The organism is Streptomyces sp. NPDC034670, from assembly GCF_055574875.1.
This window is the reverse complement of the sequence record NZ_JBVITR010000005.1, coordinates 54,333-68,772: the sequence shown is the minus strand read 5'-3', so window position 1 is coordinate 68,772 and position 14,440 is coordinate 54,333. Positions and strand designations below refer to the sequence as shown.

Annotated in this window: 14 protein-coding genes; 7 read left to right on the top strand and 7 right to left on the bottom strand. The window is 74.8% G+C overall.

All coding sequences use genetic code 11. The features are described 5' to 3' along the window. Positions 1-5 precede the first annotated feature (5 nt). From ACZ56B_RS05355 to ACZ56B_RS05335, 5 genes are all read right to left on the bottom strand, one after another. Positions 6-1,034 (bottom strand): glycoside hydrolase family 6 protein, encoded by a 1,029-nt coding sequence (locus ACZ56B_RS05355; protein WP_468786485.1) that lies wholly within the window; start codon positions 1,032-1,034, stop codon positions 6-8. 212 nt (positions 1,035-1,246) lie between these two features. Further along, positions 1,247-1,780 (bottom strand): hypothetical protein, encoded by a 534-nt coding sequence (locus ACZ56B_RS05350; RefSeq protein ID WP_468786483.1) that lies wholly within the window; start codon positions 1,778-1,780, stop codon positions 1,247-1,249. A 122-nt stretch (positions 1,781-1,902) separates the two neighbouring features. After that, the gene (locus tag ACZ56B_RS05345) at positions 1,903-2,682 is read right to left on the bottom strand and encodes an HAD-IIA family hydrolase (protein ID WP_468786481.1); all 780 of its coding nucleotides are present in this window, start codon (positions 2,680-2,682) and stop codon (positions 1,903-1,905) included. Between the two features lie 117 nt (positions 2,683-2,799). After that, entirely contained in the window at positions 2,800-3,555 is a 756-nt protein-coding gene (locus ACZ56B_RS05340) for a hypothetical protein (RefSeq protein ID WP_468786479.1), read from the bottom strand. 195 nt (positions 3,556-3,750) lie between these two features. Further along, a complete protein-coding gene (locus tag ACZ56B_RS05335; protein ID WP_468786760.1) occupies positions 3,751-4,854 on the bottom strand; it encodes an ROK family transcriptional regulator in 1,104 nt (367 codons plus the stop codon). 79 nt (positions 4,855-4,933) lie between these two features. Here ACZ56B_RS05335 and ACZ56B_RS05330 point away from each other — a divergent pair, with 79 nt between their 5' ends. The 3 genes from ACZ56B_RS05330 to ACZ56B_RS05320 all read left to right on the top strand — a co-directional run bounded on the left by ACZ56B_RS05330 (position 4,934) and on the right by ACZ56B_RS05320 (position 7,503). Then, positions 4,934-6,010: a Gfo/Idh/MocA family protein gene (locus ACZ56B_RS05330; protein WP_468786477.1), complete on the top strand. Its 1,077-nt coding sequence runs from the start codon at positions 4,934-4,936 to the stop codon at positions 6,008-6,010. Beyond that, entirely contained in the window at positions 6,007-6,501 is a 495-nt protein-coding gene (locus tag ACZ56B_RS05325) for a heme-degrading domain-containing protein (RefSeq protein WP_468786475.1), read from the top strand. Before ACZ56B_RS05330 ends, ACZ56B_RS05325 begins: the two co-directional genes overlap by 4 nt. A 126-nt stretch (positions 6,502-6,627) precedes the next feature. After that, positions 6,628-7,503 carry an LLM class F420-dependent oxidoreductase gene (locus ACZ56B_RS05320; protein WP_468786473.1) on the top strand — a complete coding sequence of 292 codons (876 nt, stop codon included), beginning with the start codon at positions 6,628-6,630 and terminating at the stop codon, positions 7,501-7,503. A gap of 165 nt (positions 7,504-7,668) precedes the next feature. On the opposite strand, the gene ACZ56B_RS05315 is transcribed toward ACZ56B_RS05320, so the two are convergent. Then, positions 7,669-8,394, bottom strand: a complete 726-nt coding sequence (locus ACZ56B_RS05315; RefSeq protein ID WP_468786471.1) for a YidC/Oxa1 family membrane protein insertase — start codon at positions 8,392-8,394, stop codon at positions 7,669-7,671. Positions 8,395-8,509: 115 nt separating this feature from the next. Further along, entirely contained in the window at positions 8,510-8,851 is a 342-nt protein-coding gene (locus tag ACZ56B_RS05310; protein ID WP_468786469.1) for a DUF6412 domain-containing protein, read from the bottom strand. A 235-nt stretch (positions 8,852-9,086) separates the two neighbouring features. On the opposite strand from ACZ56B_RS05310, the gene ACZ56B_RS05305 reads away from it, so the two are divergent. The 4 genes from ACZ56B_RS05305 (at position 9,087) to ACZ56B_RS05290 (ending at position 14,436) form a co-directional block, all read left to right on the top strand. Further along, complete coding sequence (locus tag ACZ56B_RS05305) at positions 9,087-10,100, top strand: SEC-C domain-containing protein (RefSeq protein ID WP_468786467.1); 1,014 nt, start codon at positions 9,087-9,089, stop codon at positions 10,098-10,100. Positions 10,101-10,255: 155 nt separating this feature from the next. Beyond that, positions 10,256-11,611 (top strand): S28 family serine protease, encoded by a 1,356-nt coding sequence (locus tag ACZ56B_RS05300; RefSeq protein WP_468786465.1) that lies wholly within the window; start codon positions 10,256-10,258, stop codon positions 11,609-11,611. Positions 11,612-11,891: 280 nt separating this feature from the next. Then, complete coding sequence (locus ACZ56B_RS05295) at positions 11,892-12,329, top strand: glutaredoxin domain-containing protein (protein WP_468786463.1); 438 nt, start codon at positions 11,892-11,894, stop codon at positions 12,327-12,329. Positions 12,330-12,882: 553 nt separating this feature from the next. Then, the gene (locus ACZ56B_RS05290) at positions 12,883-14,436 is read left to right on the top strand and encodes an ATP-binding protein (RefSeq protein ID WP_468786461.1); all 1,554 of its coding nucleotides are present in this window, start codon (positions 12,883-12,885) and stop codon (positions 14,434-14,436) included. The last annotated feature ends 4 nt before the right edge of the window (positions 14,437-14,440 follow it).

Here is a 14,440-nt window from a genome sequence, read left to right as displayed (position 1 = left end):
CGGGGTCAGTCGCCGGCCCGGGCGAGCTCCAGCGCGTACTCCGGCCACCACTGGCCCGCCTTGGGCCCGCCCTTGCACTCGCCGTCCGACTCGCCGGGCCGCTTCACCCACAGGTAGGCGTCGACCAGCGGGTCCGCGGTCCTCACCGTCGGGGGCTCGCCGAGCGCGCGGCCGGGCGGGTTGCACCAGCGTTCGTCCGCGGCGCCCCCGGTGTAGGGGCCGTTGCCGTTGCGGCTGGTGTCGATGACGAAGGGCTTGCCGCCGATCTTGGCGGAGAGCGTCTTGCCGTAGGCGATGGAGTCCTCGGTGGAGTAGAAGTTGGAGACGTTCACCGAGAAGCCGTCGGCCCGGTCCACGCCCGCCCGCGTGAGCGGTTCGAAGATCTGGTCGGGGTCGCCCCAGCCGGCGTTGCCGGCGTCCAGGTAGACCTTGGTGTTCTTCAGGGACTTCAGCTTGGTCACGGCGCCCTCGAGGAGGTCGTAGCGCTCCTCGTGGTACTCGTCCGGGGTGCAGCCGTCCACCAGGTGCAGCACCGCGTCGGGTTCGAGGATCACGGTCGCCGGCCGGTCCCCGATGCCCCGGGCGACGCCGTCGACGAAGGCGCGGTAGGCGTCACCGTCGGCGGCCCCGCCCTGCGAGTACTGGCCGCAGTCGCGGTGCGGGATGTTGTAGAGGACCAGCAGCGCGGTGCGGCCCGCCTCGTCGGCGGCCTCGGTGAAGTCGCGGGCCTGCTCCTCGGGGTTCTCCGGGCTGATCCACTCGCCGACGGGCTGCTCGGCTATCTTGCGGATCTGCTCGGCCTCCGCCTCCTTGCCGGCCTTCTCCAGTTCGGCGACCTGCCGCGCGGCGGTGCCGTCCGGGTTGACCCAGAAGGGATCGGCCTCCTTCGGCTGCTGCGTGATGCCCGCGCCGGCCTCCGGCTCCTCCCCCTCGCCGTCGGCGGAGGAACACCCCGTGATCAGCAGCGCCGCCCCCAGCGCCACCGCGGCCGCCCGCCTCCCGGCGAAGGCCCCGACCCCCCTGCTGCCGTACATCCAACCCCCCTTGGGTGCACTTGTTCCAAGTGTTCCGGGCCCCATCCTGACACACCCCCGGCGGCACCCACGAGGACGAGCCCTCCGTCGTCCGCGGGCTCCCGCGGGCCGCGCCCGCGCGGCCGGGGACCGGCCCGGGCGGGGCGGGCGGGGCCGTGGTGCGGGCGGGCGGGGCCGTCGTGCGGACGGGGGACGGCCCTGCCCCGGCGTGGTCAGTCCGTTCCGCCGCTCCGCCGGAGGCGGTCGCGCACGACGGCCACCACCGCGGTCCCCGCGAGCGCCAGGCCGGTCACCGTCTGGGCCGTGTTGGGGCCGTGCGCGCGGGAGGCGTCGGCGGCGGGGGTGTGGACGGCGGGGGCGGCGGGCCGGGCGGCGTGGGGCACGACGACGGAACCCGCCGTCCCGCCGGGCCTTCGCGCGGGGGTGACCTCGAGGGTGCCCCTGCGTTCGGTCCCGCCGCAGTCGACCCGCACGTCGTACGTCCCCGCGGTGAGCGGGGACCGGACGCGGCTCTCGCCGGCGAGCACGCCGTCCGCGGCGGTGAGCCGCACGTCGGAGACGAACGCCGGGGACACGGCGAGCGCCGTCCGCCCGGCGCACCCGGCCACCGCGAGGGCGACGTCGGCGCCGGGCGGGGAGGCCGCCGGGGCCACCGAGACGCCCTCGCCGTCCGCCGCGTACGCCGCCGGTGCGAGCGCGGCCACGGCGAGGGCGCCGGTACAGAGAACGAGCCGCAGGGAACCCATCGTGAACCTCCAGACACCCGGAGCGTCCCCCGCGGCCCGCGGCACCGCACCCTCGGGTCCCGGTGATTGCTCCGTACGGGTGGGCACGGGCGGGCACGGGCGGCGCCCCGGGCGGCGGCGGGTCAGACGAGGTCGACGAGGTCCGCGATGGAGTCCACGACCCTGGACGGCCGGTAGGGGAAGTCCTCCACCTGCTCCGGCCGGGTCAGGCCGGTGAGCACCAGGAACGTCCGCATCCCGGCCTCCATGCCGGCCAGGACGTCGGTGTCCATGCGGTCGCCGATCATCGCGCTGGTCTCGGAGTGGGCCCCGAGGGCGTTGAGCCCGGTGCGCATCATCAGCGGGTTGGGCTTGCCGGCGAAGTACGGCTGCCTGCCGGTCGCCTTGGTGATCAGCGCGGCCACGGCGCCGGTCGCCGGGAGCGGCCCCTCGGTGGAGGGGCCGGTCTCGTCGGGGTTGGTGCAGATGAAGCGGGCGCCGGCGTTGATCAGCCGTACGGCCTTGGTCATGGCCTCGAAGGAGTAGGTGCGGGTCTCCCCGAGGACGACGTAGTCCGGGTCGTGGTCGGTGAGGACGTAGCCGATGTCGTGCAGCGCGGTGGTCAGCCCGGCCTCGCCGATGACGTAGGCGGAGCCGTCCGGGCGCTGGTCCTCGAGGAACTGGGCGGTGGCGAGGGCGGAGGTCCAGATGTTCTCGATCGGCACGTCCAGGCCCATGCGGCGCAGCCGGGCGTGCAGGTCGCGCGGGGTGTAGATCGAGTTGTTGGTGAGGACCAGGAAGGGCTTGCCCAGCTCGCGGAGCTTCTTCAGGAAGGCATCGGCGCCGGGGATCGGCACCCCTTCGTGGATGAGCACCCCGTCCATGTCGGTGAGCCACGACTCGATGGGCTTGCGGTCTGCCATGTGCGGGATCTCCTGCCGTACGCGGTTCTCCGTGTGTCCCAGCCTAGACAGACCCGGATCTTGGGTGAACGGGCCCCGGGCCACCGCCGCGGACCGGGGCCCGGGATCCGGCGGGGGTCAGCGGCGCCGCCGGGCGAGCAGCACGGCGGCCGTGCCGCCGGCGAGCAGCGCCGCCGCGGTGACGGCGAGGGCCCGCCGGCCGCTTCCGGTACGGGCGAGCTCGTCGGCGAAGGGGAGGGCGTCCCGGTCCTCGCCGGAGAGGGGGGAGGCGGCGCCGTCCCGCGGCCCGGGTGCGGCCTCGACGCGGAACCGGTAGCCGTTCGACTGGCCGACCCAGTCGCCGTCGTCCTTGTGGCGCTGCACGACGGCGGCGTGGGCGGTGACCTCGCCCGGCACGGCGTCCGGGGCGAACGCGAGACGGACCTCCACGGTGAGGGTCCGGCCGGGCCCGACGGTGAACCCGGAGAAGCCCGCGTCGTCGTCGGCGAAGGGCCCGACGAGCTCGTCCCGGTCGGTGGTCTCGAACCGGACGGGGTGGTGCCGCCCCCCGTCGAGGAACTCCAGGCGGAGCTGCGAGGGCAGCAGCGCCCGCCCCTCGTCGACGAGCACGACGACGGGGTGGATGCCGGTGCAGGCGCGGTCGGTGGTGTTGGTCAGCTCCAGGTCCCAGGTCCCGAACCCGCCGCCGGCCGGATAGGCGGCGGGGCCGCCGTGGAGGCGGGCGGTGAGCGGGAAGGCGCGGTCCCCGGCGGAGGCGCAGGCGGGCAGCGGGGCCTCCGCGCGCACGGGGGCCCGCGCGTGGGCCGGCACCGCGGCGGGGAGGACGGCGGTCATCGCCGCCAGGCAGAGGGACGCGTGCGTGGAGGGTCGCATGAATACATGACCCTGCCGGACACCCGGCGACCCCGCCCGCCGGGACCCGGCCGCTTCCGGCCGTCCGGGGCGTGCCTGCGCCCGTTCGGCCGAGGAGCGGATCCGTCCACCGTCTCGCCGGGGAGGAGCCTGCGGGCCTGGGAAGGAGAGCCCTCCCCCGAGTGGGAGGGCCCCCTTCCCCCCGGGGGAGTGCCCCTATCCGTCCCCCCGCCCGAACACCGGTGCCAGCGCCAGGTGGGCCGCGCCCTCGGCGACGCCGCGTCCGTCGCCGGCGGCGAGGCGGACGGGGACGGGTGCGTCCCCGGTGCGCCGGGCCCGGGCCTCCAGGACGGCCCGTACGCCGTGCACGAACGGCTCCGGGGCGGCCTCGATCGTGCGGCCGCCGAGCAGGACGCGGTCGATGTCCAGCAGGCCCACGAGGTTCGCGGCGCCGGTGCCCAGCACCCGGGCCGCCTCCGCCGTCTCGCCCCGCGTCACGGCGCCCAGGCACAGGGCCTCCACGCAGCCGCGGTCGCCGCATCCGCAGGGCGGTCCGTCCAGTTGCACCACCTGGTGCCCGAACTCCCCCGCCCCGGTCCGCGGCCCCCGGTGCACGCTGCCCCCGATCACCAGTCCGGCCCCGAGCCCGGTGCCGAGGTGCAGGTAGGCGAAGGACCCGCCCTCGCCCCCGACCGCCAGCCCGAGCGCCACCGCGTTGGTGTCCTTGTCGACGACCACGGGCACCTCCCCCAGCCGCTCGGCCAGCGCGTCGCGCAGCGGGAAGCCGTCCCACTCGGGGAACCCGGTCACCCGGTGCAGCACGCCCCGTTCGTGGTCGAGCGGCCCGGGCAGCGCGACCCCGACGCCGAGCAGCGGGCGCGCCCGCCCGGCCGGCCCGTCCCCCGCCCGCAGCGCCTCGACCACCGCGGCCACCCGCGCCAGCACCGCCTCCGCCCCGGCGCCCAGGTCCAGCGGAGCGCGCCGCCGGGCCACCACCGTCCCGTCGAGGTCGGCCAGCACGGCCCGCAGCTCGTCCCGGTCCAGGTGCACGCCCACCGCGTGGCCCGCCTCCGGCACCAGGCGCAGGACCGTCCGCGGCTTGCCGCCCGTGGACGCCCGGCGCCCCGCCTGTGCCGCGAGGCCGTCCTCGCGCAGCCGGGCCGTTATCTTGCTGACCGCCTGCGGGGTGAGCCCGGTGCGCTCGGCGAGCTCCAGCCGGCTGATGCCCTCCGGGCCCGCCGTCCGCAGCAGGTCGAGCACGAGCGCGGTGTTGTGGCTGCGCAGGGCGAGGAGGTTGACCCCGCCGGTCGCTCCCCGCATCCCCGGGCCGTTCGTCCTGTTCACCCGCCCATTGTCCCCCGCGCTTGCACTTTGGCAACAGCGTTGCGAAAGTAGGGTCATGACTGGCACTCCCCTCCGCGTCGGCCTCGTCGGCTACGGCCTCGCGGGCTCCGTGTTCCACGCCCCGCTGATCGCCGCGACCGAGGGCCTCGCGCTCGACACCGTGGTCACCTCGAACCCCGAGCGGCAGCGGCAGGCCCGCGCCGAGTTCCCGGACGTCCGCGTCGCCGCGACCCCGGACGAGCTGTTCGGCCGCGCCGGCGAGCTCGACCTGATCGTCGTCGCGTCGCCGAACCGGACGCACGTCCCGCTCGCCACCGCCGCCCTGAAGGCCGGCCTGCCGGTCGTCGTCGACAAGCCGATCGCCGGCACGGCCGCCGAGGCGCGCGAGCTGGCGGCGCTCGCCGAGGAGCGCGGCCTGCTCCTCTCCGTCTTCCAGAACCGCCGCTGGGACAACGACTTCCTCACCCTGCGGGCGCTGATCGCCGAGGGCGCGCTCGGCGACGTGTACCGCTTCGAGTCCCGCTTCGAGCGCTGGCGGCCGCAGCTCAAGGGCGGCTGGCGGGAGTCCGGCGACCCCGCGGAGATCGGCGGCCTGCTCTACGACCTCGGCAGCCACGTCGTCGACCAGGCGCTCGTCCTGTTCGGCCCGGTGACCTCCGTCTACGCCGAGGTGGACGTCCGCCGCGACGGGGCGCGGACCGACGACGACACCTTCCTCGCGCTCACCCACGCCGGCGGCGTCCGCTCCCACCTCTACGTCTCCGCGACCACGGCCCAGCTCGGCCCGCGGTTCCGCGTCCTGGGCTCGAAGGCCGGCTACGTCAAGCACGGCCTCGACCCGCAGGAGGCCGCCCTGCGCGACGGCCTGCGGCCCGGCGCCGCGGGCGGCGACTGGGGCACGGAGCCCGAGGAGCTGTGGGGCCGCGTCGGCGCCGGCGAGTCCCCGGTGACCGGCGGCGGACGCCCCGAGCCGACCCTGCCGGGCGACTACCCCGCCTACTACGCGGCCGTGGCGAAGGCCCTGCGGGAGGGCGGCCCCAACCCGGTGACCGCGCTGGAGGCCGCCGCCGCCCTGGACGTGCTGGAGGCGGCCCGCCGTTCGGCCCTCGAGAAGGTGACGGTGACGCTGTGACCACCGACCCGTCCCGCAAGCCGGAACCCGCCCCGGGCGTGGAGGAGCTGGAGGCGCAGGAACGCCGCCTGGTCTTCCGGCGCTTCACCCACGAGGACGCCTGGGAGCTGGGCTCGCTCCTCGTCGAGATGGCCCGGGAGCGGCGGGCGCCGGTCGCCGTCGACATCCACCGCGCCGGCCAGCAGCTCTTCCACGCCGCGCTCCCCGGCTCCACCCCCGACAACGACGCCTGGATCGCCCGCAAGCGCCGGGTCGTGGAGCGCTACGGCAGCGCGTCCTACCTGGTGGGCGCCCGCCACCGGGCCAAGGGCACCACGTTCGAGGACTCCTCGCGCCTCGACCCGGACCGGTACGCGGCGCACGGCGGCTCGTTCCCGGTCACCGTCGAGGGCGTGGGCGTGATCGGCGCGGTCACGGTCTCCGGCCTCCCCCAGCTCGAGGACCACCGCTTCGTGGTGGAGGCCCTGGAGCGGTTCCTGGCCGACCGTTAGGCCCCTGCCGGGTCCCCCGTCCGGCCGTACCGGGGATTACCGGTGCCCTGCGCGGGGTTGGTGCCTGGCACAGGCGTGATCAGCCACGGCAGGCACCGCACCCCGTCACGGAGGGATCCGGAAACGATGAGCGACACCGCGAACGTCCCGAAGCAGGAGATCGGCCGGTACGGCATCTGGAGCGTCGGGCTGCGCTCGGAGGACCCCTCCCGGCGCGGTGAGATCGCCGAGGCCGCCGCCGAGCTGGAGGAACTCGGCTTCGGCGCGGCCTGGCTGGGCGGCAGCAGCGCCGTCCGCCACGCGGTGCCGCTCGTCGAGGCGACCTCGACGCTCACCGTCGGCACCAGCATCCAGAGCATCTGGGACCACGGGGCCGAGGAGACCGCCGCGGCCTTCACCGAGCTGGAGGCGACCCGTCCCGGCCGCTTCCTGCTCGGCATCGGCGTCAGCCACGCCAAGCTCACCGACCGGTACCGCCGCCCCTACTCGGCCCTCGTCGCCTACCTCGACGCGCTGGACGGGGCCGGGGTCCCGGCCGGCCGCCGGGTCGTCGCCGCCCTCGGCCCGAGGACCCTGGAGCTCTCCCGCGACCGGGCGCTCGGCGTGATCCCGTACCTGGTCACCCCGGAGCACACGGCGCGGGCGCGCGGCATCCTCGGCGAGGCCCCGCTGCTCGCGCCCGAGCTGAAGGTGGTCCTCGAGCCGGACCCGGGCCGGGCCCGCGCGCTCGCCCGCACGAGCCTGGCGCCGTACCTCGCGCTGCCCAACTACACGAACAACTTCCTCCGGCTCGGCTTCACCGAGGACGACCTGGCGAACGGCGGCAGCGACCGCCTGGTCGACGCGGTGTTCGCGTGGGGCGAGGAGGCCAGGATCCGCGACCGCGTCGACACCTTCCTCTCGGCGGGCGCGGACCACGTGGCCCTCCAGATCGTCGACGACGCCCCGCGGGACGCCCTGCCCCGGGAGGCCTGGCGCCGGCTCGCCTCCCTCCTGGCGTGAGCCGGGCCGGTGTGAGCCGCGCCGGTGTGAGCCGGCCCCGGCGTGGGCCGGCCCGCCGGGGGCGCGCCCGGGCCCCCGAGCGGCCGGCGGCCGACGGCCGTCATCCGCCGGCCGCCATCCGTCTCTCCGCCGTCACCGGGCGCCCTCCGCCGTCACCGGTACACGTCACCGGTACAGGACGGCCCGTTCCACCACGCTCCAGGTCGTGCTGGTGACCACGTACAGCGCGGCGGCCAGCGGCACCACCGCCACGGTGACCAGCGTCAGGAAGGACATGAAGGGCATGACCCTGGTCATCGCGGCCATCCCCGGCACCTGCTGCTCCCCGCCGCCGCCCCCGGCCGCCGTCAGGGCCGCGTTCGCGTCCATCGCCCGCCTCGTCAGCCGGTAGCTGACGGCGGCGACGACGGCGACCAGCGCGAACAGTCCGGCGTAGACGAGCCCCGGACCGCCGAACGGGCCGCCCGCGCCCAGCGCGTCGGTCCACCGCCCGCCGAGCGGCGCGGCGAACAGCTCGTGCCCGAGCAGCTCGTTGTCCCGCCCGCCGATCTCCTCGCTGGAGAAGAGGTGGTACAGCAGGAAGAACGCCGGCAGCTGGAACAGGCTCGGCAGGCACCCGGACAGCGGCGACACCTTCTCCCGGGCGTGCAGCTCCAGCACGGCCCGCTGGAGCTTCTCGGGGTTCTTCCCGTGTCTGCGGCGCAGCTCGGCGATCTTCGGCTGGAGCGCGGCCCGGGCCTTCTGCCCGCGTGCGGCGGCCCGGGACAGGGGGTGGACGAGGAGGCGTACGAGCGCGGTGAACAGGACGATCGCGGCGGCGGCCGCCGAGGCGCCGAACAGCGGCCGGAGCAGGTCGGCCAGGTGCTCGACCAGGCTGGCGAAGACGGACATGGGTGAGCCCTCCGGGGGTCTCGTCGTGCCGGGGTCCCGGACGCACCGGGACGGGAAGGGGGGATGACGGCATGACGACCCGCGCGGGGCCTGCTGGACGGACGGAGCCGGTGCCCTACGCGGCGGTCGCCGGGAGGGCGTGTCCGGGTGCCCGGGGCCGGGTGCGCCCCCGGGCGTCGGGGTCGCGCTGCGGCAGGAAGGCGGTGCGCCGGTCACGGTCGCGCAGGGCCGTGCGCACCCGGGTCGGCGGCACGGCGGGCGCGCAGCGCGCGGCGACCAGGGCGCAGACGGCGAGCGCGGCACCGGCCGCGGCGGTCGCGGCGAGCGTGACACCGGCGGTCAGGCCACCGGCGTCCGGCAGGAGGAACAGGACCACCAGGCCGATCGGCAGCAGCCGCAGGAGCGGGAGGAACAGGGCGGGAACGGCGGAACGCGGCATCGTCCGGCTGCGGCTCACTCGCCCTCCCTCCTCCACTGCGGACCGGCACCCCCTACAACGCCCGTGAGCGCACGGCGGTTCCCGGCGGAGCGTCCGCCGCGCGGCCGGGCCCCGCACCGGCACGGCGAACCGCAGGGTCCGGTACGGCCGTTCGTTCCCCGCGCGACACCCCGGCGCCCCCTCCCCGGGCCGGTGCGCCCTCCGCCCCCCGGCCGTCTCACCTTTGTCGGCCGTCGGCAGTACGGTGTCCCCCATGCGCCCCGACACGCCCGCCGAAAACGTCGACCACACCTCCGAAGCGGCACGCCTGGAGCGGACCGCCGAGCTGTACCCCGAGGACGCCGAGGCCCTGCTGCTGCGCGCCGCCGCCCACCGGGAGCTCGCCGGCGACCGCCCCGCCGCGACCGCCCTCTACGACCGCCTGCTGGCCTCCGGCGCCGTGCTGGAGAACCCCGCCCTGGTCCGCGCCCTGAAGGCCTCGAACCTCTGGGAGTACGGCCACGAGGCGGAGGCCCGCGCGATCATCGACGGCATCCGCGCGGCGTCCCCGCGCGACCCGGCCCCCTGGGTGATCGCCGCGGAGGCCCTGGAGGCCCACGACGAACTGGAGCAGGCGCACGAGACGTTCACGCAGGCGGTCCGCCTGCTGCTGACCGACGGGGCGGAGCCCCCGCGCGCCACCCGCCCCCTCCTCTTCGGCCGCCACCGCGTCCGCCGGATGCTGGGCGCGGCCCACGACGAGTGGGACGCCCTGGCCGACTCCGTGCACACCCTCCCGATCACCCTGGACGAGCTCCACGACCCCAAGCGCGTGTGGACCCTGGGCTCGGAGAACCCGGCGGAGCTCCAGGCGGAGATCACGCGGCTGCGGGCGGAAGTGGGCGCGTACCGGGAGGCCCTGTCCCGCCCCTTCCCGGTGGCGGTCCTCCACTGGCCGGCGGACGAGCTGGCGGAACTGACCGAGGCCCACCCGGAGCTGGCCCGGGAGTACCCGTCCTACGGGGAGCACCTCGCGACCATAGAGGCGGCCCTGCGGGAGCTGGCGGCGTCGGGCACCCCGAACCTGGGCGTCGTCACGGGCACGGTCCCGTCGTACGAGGCCTTCGCCGCGTCGGAGGGCGCGGCGCCCGGGGACGCGACGCTGCTGCCGCAGTACGCGACCACGCTGGCCGCCCGGGGCCGGGCGGTCGCCTGGCCCCCGGAGCCGGGGGCGGCGTGCTGGTGCGGGTCGGGGCGGGCGTACGGGGAGTGCCACGGGGCGGGGTGACCGGCGCCCGCACCCGCGTCCGCGGGGCGCCGGGCCGGGCGACCGGCCCCGGCGCCTCCCCCGCGCGGGGGAGGCGGATCCCCCGCGCACGGGATCCTCCCGCACCGGGGCGGCGGCTGTACTGAGGGCAGCCGACGTCAAGGGAAGGACACCCGATGCACCTCTGGACGAGACGACGCCTGCTGCTCTCGACCGCCTCGGCGGCCTCGGCGGCCGCTCTCGCCGCGGCGGCGTCCGCACCGGCCCGCGCCCTGACCGGGGCGCCCCCCGCGCCCGCCGCCGACGACGACATCGTGCGGCGCCTGAACTCCCTGCCGGGCGTGCGGATCGTGGAGGAACGGCCGGACGCCGGACCGGGGCACCGCTTCTTCGTGCTCGGGCTGCGCCAGCCGGTCGACCACACCGACCCCTCGGCCGGCACGTTCGAGCAGCGCCTCACCCTGCTCCACGCGTCCACCGAGCGCCCCACCGTCCTGTTCACGACCGGGTACGAAGCCGTGCTCACGTCCCGGCTCACCGAACCGACCGTCCTCCTGGGCGGCAACCAACTCCAGGTCGAGCACCGCTACTTCGGCACCTCACGCCCCAGCGCCCACGACTACTCCTTCCTCACCGTCCGCCAGGCCGCCGACGACCACCACCGCGTCGTGCGCACCTTCCGCCGGCTCTACCCCGGCGCGTGGATCTCCACCGGCGGCAGCAAGGGCGGCATGGCGAGCGTCTACCACCGCCGCTTCCACCCCCACGACGTGGACGGCACCGTGGCCTACGCGGCCCCGCACAACGTCGACGACCGCGACGACTCCGCCTACCTCCGCTTCCTGGAGACCGTGGGCACGGCCGCCGACCGCGAGGCCATCGGGAACGCCCAGCGCCGGCTCCTGCAGCACCGCGCGGAACTGGTCGCCCGCTACGAGGCCGAGACGACCGCCGCCGGGGACACCTTCCGCATCGTCGGCAGCGCCGACAAGGCGTTCGAGATCGCCGTCCTGCGCGCCCCGTTCATGTTCTGGCAGAACGGCGGCGGCGCGGCGGACCGCGCCGCCCTCCCCGGCCCGGACGCCACCGCCGACCAGCTCTACACCTGGCTGGACGACACCGCGGGCCTGGCCCTCTACTCCGACGCGGTCGCCCGCGTGTACATCCCGTACTGGTACCAGCTCGGCACGGAGATGGGCTACCTCGACGTCCCCACCGCCCACCTGGCCGACCTGCTGCGCCACCCGGGCGCCATCGAGCCGCGCTCCTTCGTCCCCCGCGACGTCCCCCTGCGCTTCGACCCGGACGCGATGCGGGACATCGACCGCTGGGTCCGCCGCCGCGGCAGCCGCCTGCTGTTCGTCAACGGGACGCAGGACCCCTCGGTCGCCGAGTCCTTCCCGCCCGGCCGCCACGACTCCCGCGTCCTGTGGGTGCCCGGCGCCAACCACCACACCGACATCGCCGCCCTCCCCGCCACGGACCGCGCCGAGGCCACCGCCATGCTCACCCGCTGGACCGCCCGCACCTGAACGGCGGTTCCCCGTCCCGGTCACGCGGCCACCGCAGGACTGCGTGACCGGGGCGGGGTCGTGGGGCCGTGGCCCCGTGGGGCCGTGGCCCCGTGGGGCCGTGGCCCCGTGGGGCCGTGGGGCCGTGGGGCCGTGGGGCCGTGGGGCCGTGGGGCCGTCCGGCCACTCGGCCGGAAAGGCGAGCGGGGCGTCGGTGGCCTTCCGGACATCGCTCCCCTTCACCGGCGGCCAGGACGGAGCCACGGCGGACCCCACCCCCATACCGATAGCCTGCGCCTCCATGACACGCGTGTGGATCCTGCCGATGCTGCTGGTGCTCTGCGGCTCGGCTCTCGCCGTCGGTCCGGTCCTCAGGGGGAACTTCGGCACGGCCGCGGCACTCCTGCTGTTCTTCACCCTGTTCGCCTGCCTGAACTCACCCCTGATCTTCCCGAGGTCGGTCAGCGCGTCGGAGGCACGACGCCGCAGCGCGGCCGACGGCCGCCCGATCGTCTTCTGGCGCCCGGGCTGCACGTACTGCCTGCGCCTGCGCATCCGCCTGGGCCGCAGCGCCCGCCGGCTGCACTGGGTCGACATCTGGCGCGATCCGGCCGGAGCGGCGACGGTGCGGGAGGCGAACGACGGCAACGAGACCGTACCGACCGTCATCGTGGCGGGCCGCCCGCACACCAACCCCGACCCGGAGTGGGTGCGCGAGCAGCTTTCGTCTTCCGGATGACCGTGAAGGGCGCCCTGCCGAAGAGACGCCTGCGAGCTCCAAGGACCACCAGCCGGTCGACGCTTCCCGAGGCTGCCGTTTCCTCGTCCGCGTCGAGGAAGCAGCGCTTTACCACGCCTTCGAAGCTCCTCGGTAGGGACCCTCTGCTCCCCGTACTTCCGGTGGTAGCGAAGGCACTCCGGGTGAACTCGATGACCCTCCTTCACCGTGAGCTCGGGCAAGAGCTTCACGCCCGACAGGTCAGCCCGCACGATGACGGACCAGTCTTCGTCCACCACGACGCCGCCGACGTCGAGCCGCACACGGCAGTCAGAGGTCATCTCATACCGAGATCGCCGCTCGGCGCCCCCGGACGACCCGCCGTACGCGAGAAGGTCCGCCTCCCCACCCGTGAGTCAGGACATCACCTCGCGGAGGATTCGGGATCAATCCCCCCACCTCGCAGTTCAACCGTCTCTATGTCCGACCTTTGCAGTACGGTCACACAGACCAACCGATCCGGAGGGCCGTCACGCGCTGAGCAGGCCCAGACCTGTGTACGCGAGGAAGCACGATGACCTACGAGCCCGGCACCGTCTGGCAGTACGAGGTCCCCACGACCGGCAGCACCCATCTGCCCCCGGACGCCGGCTACGGCAAGGCTCTGACCAACCAGGGCTACGGCTTCGAGGTCGCCATCGCCGACCTGATCGACAACTCCATCGACGCCGGCGCCGACGAGATCGTCGTGCACTTCCTGCGTGACGCCAAGCGCATCCTCACCCTCCTGATCATCGACAACGGCAAGGGCATGGACGACGCAGGCCTGGACGCCGCCATGACGGTGGGACGGCGCCGGGACTACGGCGAGAGCGCCCTCGGCATGTACGGCACAGGCCTGAAGGCCGCCTCGCTGTCCCATGCGTCATCGCTGACCGTGGTCAGCCGTACCAAGCGCAGTCGTGCCGCGGGGCGCCGTCTCACCGCGGAGGGCCTCGAGGACGGCTTCCGCTGTGACACCGTCGACCCTCGCTACGCACAGGAGCTCGTGGACCGGTACGACGGCATCATCGAGTGGCACGGCACGATCGTGCGCTGGGACCAGGTGCGGGTCTTCGAGACGGTGACGACCGGTCAGAGCGACCACTACCTGTCAAAGGCGATCGCGCGCCTGGAAACGCATCTCGGCCTCTACCTGCACCGGTTCCTTCAGAACGGCCTCAAGCTCGACATCGCCGTGTGGGACGTGAGCAGCGGCGAGGGCCGGCTCGGCGAGGAAGTGGACCACATCGCTGTCGAGGCGCTGGACCCCTTCGGTTACAAGGTGCCCGGGAAAGCGGGCTACCCCCGTACGTTCACGGCCCCCGTAGAAGGCCTGGGAGACGTACGGCTGACCGCACACATCTGGCCCGCCAAGTCGAAGCAGGCCGGCTTCCGGCAGATCGGATCCCTCGCCGACCGTCAGGGCTTCTACTTCTACCGCAACGACCGCCTCGTCCAGGCCGGTGGCTGGAACGGCCTGCGCAACCCTGAAGGCCACCTCGCTCTTGCTCGCGTGGCCGTCGACCTCCCGCCCCACGAGAACAGTGTCCTGAGTCTCGACGTGAAGAAGGAGAGTGTCACCGTCACACCCGCCTTCACGCTCGGCGTCGAGAAGGCCGTGGACGCCTCCGGAAACACCTTCCACGGGTTCCTCGGCGACGCCGAGGCTGCCTACCGGGAGGGCGCGAAGCGCACGGAGATCGTCCGCAAGCCCGTGACGCTCCCGGGCAAGGGGATGGACCCGAGGGTCAAGCGGGTCGTCAAGGAGGAGCTGCCCGAGAAGCCGGGTGAGGAGCCCATCGCGTTCGCCTGGGTCTCCCTCCCCGATGACAAGTTCTTCGACCTGGACCGCGAGAACAACACCGTCCTCCTCAACAAGGCCTTCCGCAGCGACTTCAACGACGGGAGGCGCGGCGGAAGCAACGACGCTCCCGTCACGAAGACCTTGCTGTACCTGCTGCTCGAGGACTGCTTCGGTCTCGGGCGCTGGGAGCGGGGCCGCCAGGACCGGGTGGACTACTGGAACGCCATCCTTCTGGCAGCGGCAGGCGCGCACCGCGACCGCCGCGCACAGGCAACCGACTGATTCG

Bases quoted from the DNA above. Each gene is read 5' to 3' on its own strand.
- ACZ56B_RS05350 (WP_468786483.1), bottom strand. From the start codon at position 1,780: ATGGGTTCCCTGCGGCTCGTTCTCTGTACCGGCGCCCTCGCCGTGGCC.
- ACZ56B_RS05335 (WP_468786760.1), bottom strand. From the start codon at position 4,854: ATGCGGGGAGCGACCGGCGGGGTCAACCTCCTCGCCCTGCGCAGCCAC.
- ACZ56B_RS05340 (WP_468786479.1), bottom strand. From the start codon at position 3,555: ATGCGACCCTCCACGCACGCGTCCCTCTGCCTGGCGGCGATGACCGCC.
- ACZ56B_RS05345 (WP_468786481.1), bottom strand. From the start codon at position 2,682: ATGGCAGACCGCAAGCCCATCGAGTCGTGGCTCACCGACATGGACGGG.
- ACZ56B_RS05320 (WP_468786473.1), top strand. From the start codon at position 6,628: ATGAGCGACACCGCGAACGTCCCGAAGCAGGAGATCGGCCGGTACGGC.
- ACZ56B_RS05355 (WP_468786485.1), bottom strand. From the start codon at position 1,034: ATGTACGGCAGCAGGGGGGTCGGGGCCTTCGCCGGGAGGCGGGCGGCC.
- ACZ56B_RS05290 (WP_468786461.1), top strand. From the start codon at position 12,883: ATGACCTACGAGCCCGGCACCGTCTGGCAGTACGAGGTCCCCACGACC.
- ACZ56B_RS05330 (WP_468786477.1), top strand. From the start codon at position 4,934: ATGACTGGCACTCCCCTCCGCGTCGGCCTCGTCGGCTACGGCCTCGCG.
- ACZ56B_RS05305 (WP_468786467.1), top strand. From the start codon at position 9,087: ATGCGCCCCGACACGCCCGCCGAAAACGTCGACCACACCTCCGAAGCG.
- ACZ56B_RS05315 (WP_468786471.1), bottom strand. From the start codon at position 8,394: ATGTCCGTCTTCGCCAGCCTGGTCGAGCACCTGGCCGACCTGCTCCGG.
- ACZ56B_RS05295 (WP_468786463.1), top strand. From the start codon at position 11,892: ATGACACGCGTGTGGATCCTGCCGATGCTGCTGGTGCTCTGCGGCTCG.
- ACZ56B_RS05300 (WP_468786465.1), top strand. From the start codon at position 10,256: ATGCACCTCTGGACGAGACGACGCCTGCTGCTCTCGACCGCCTCGGCG.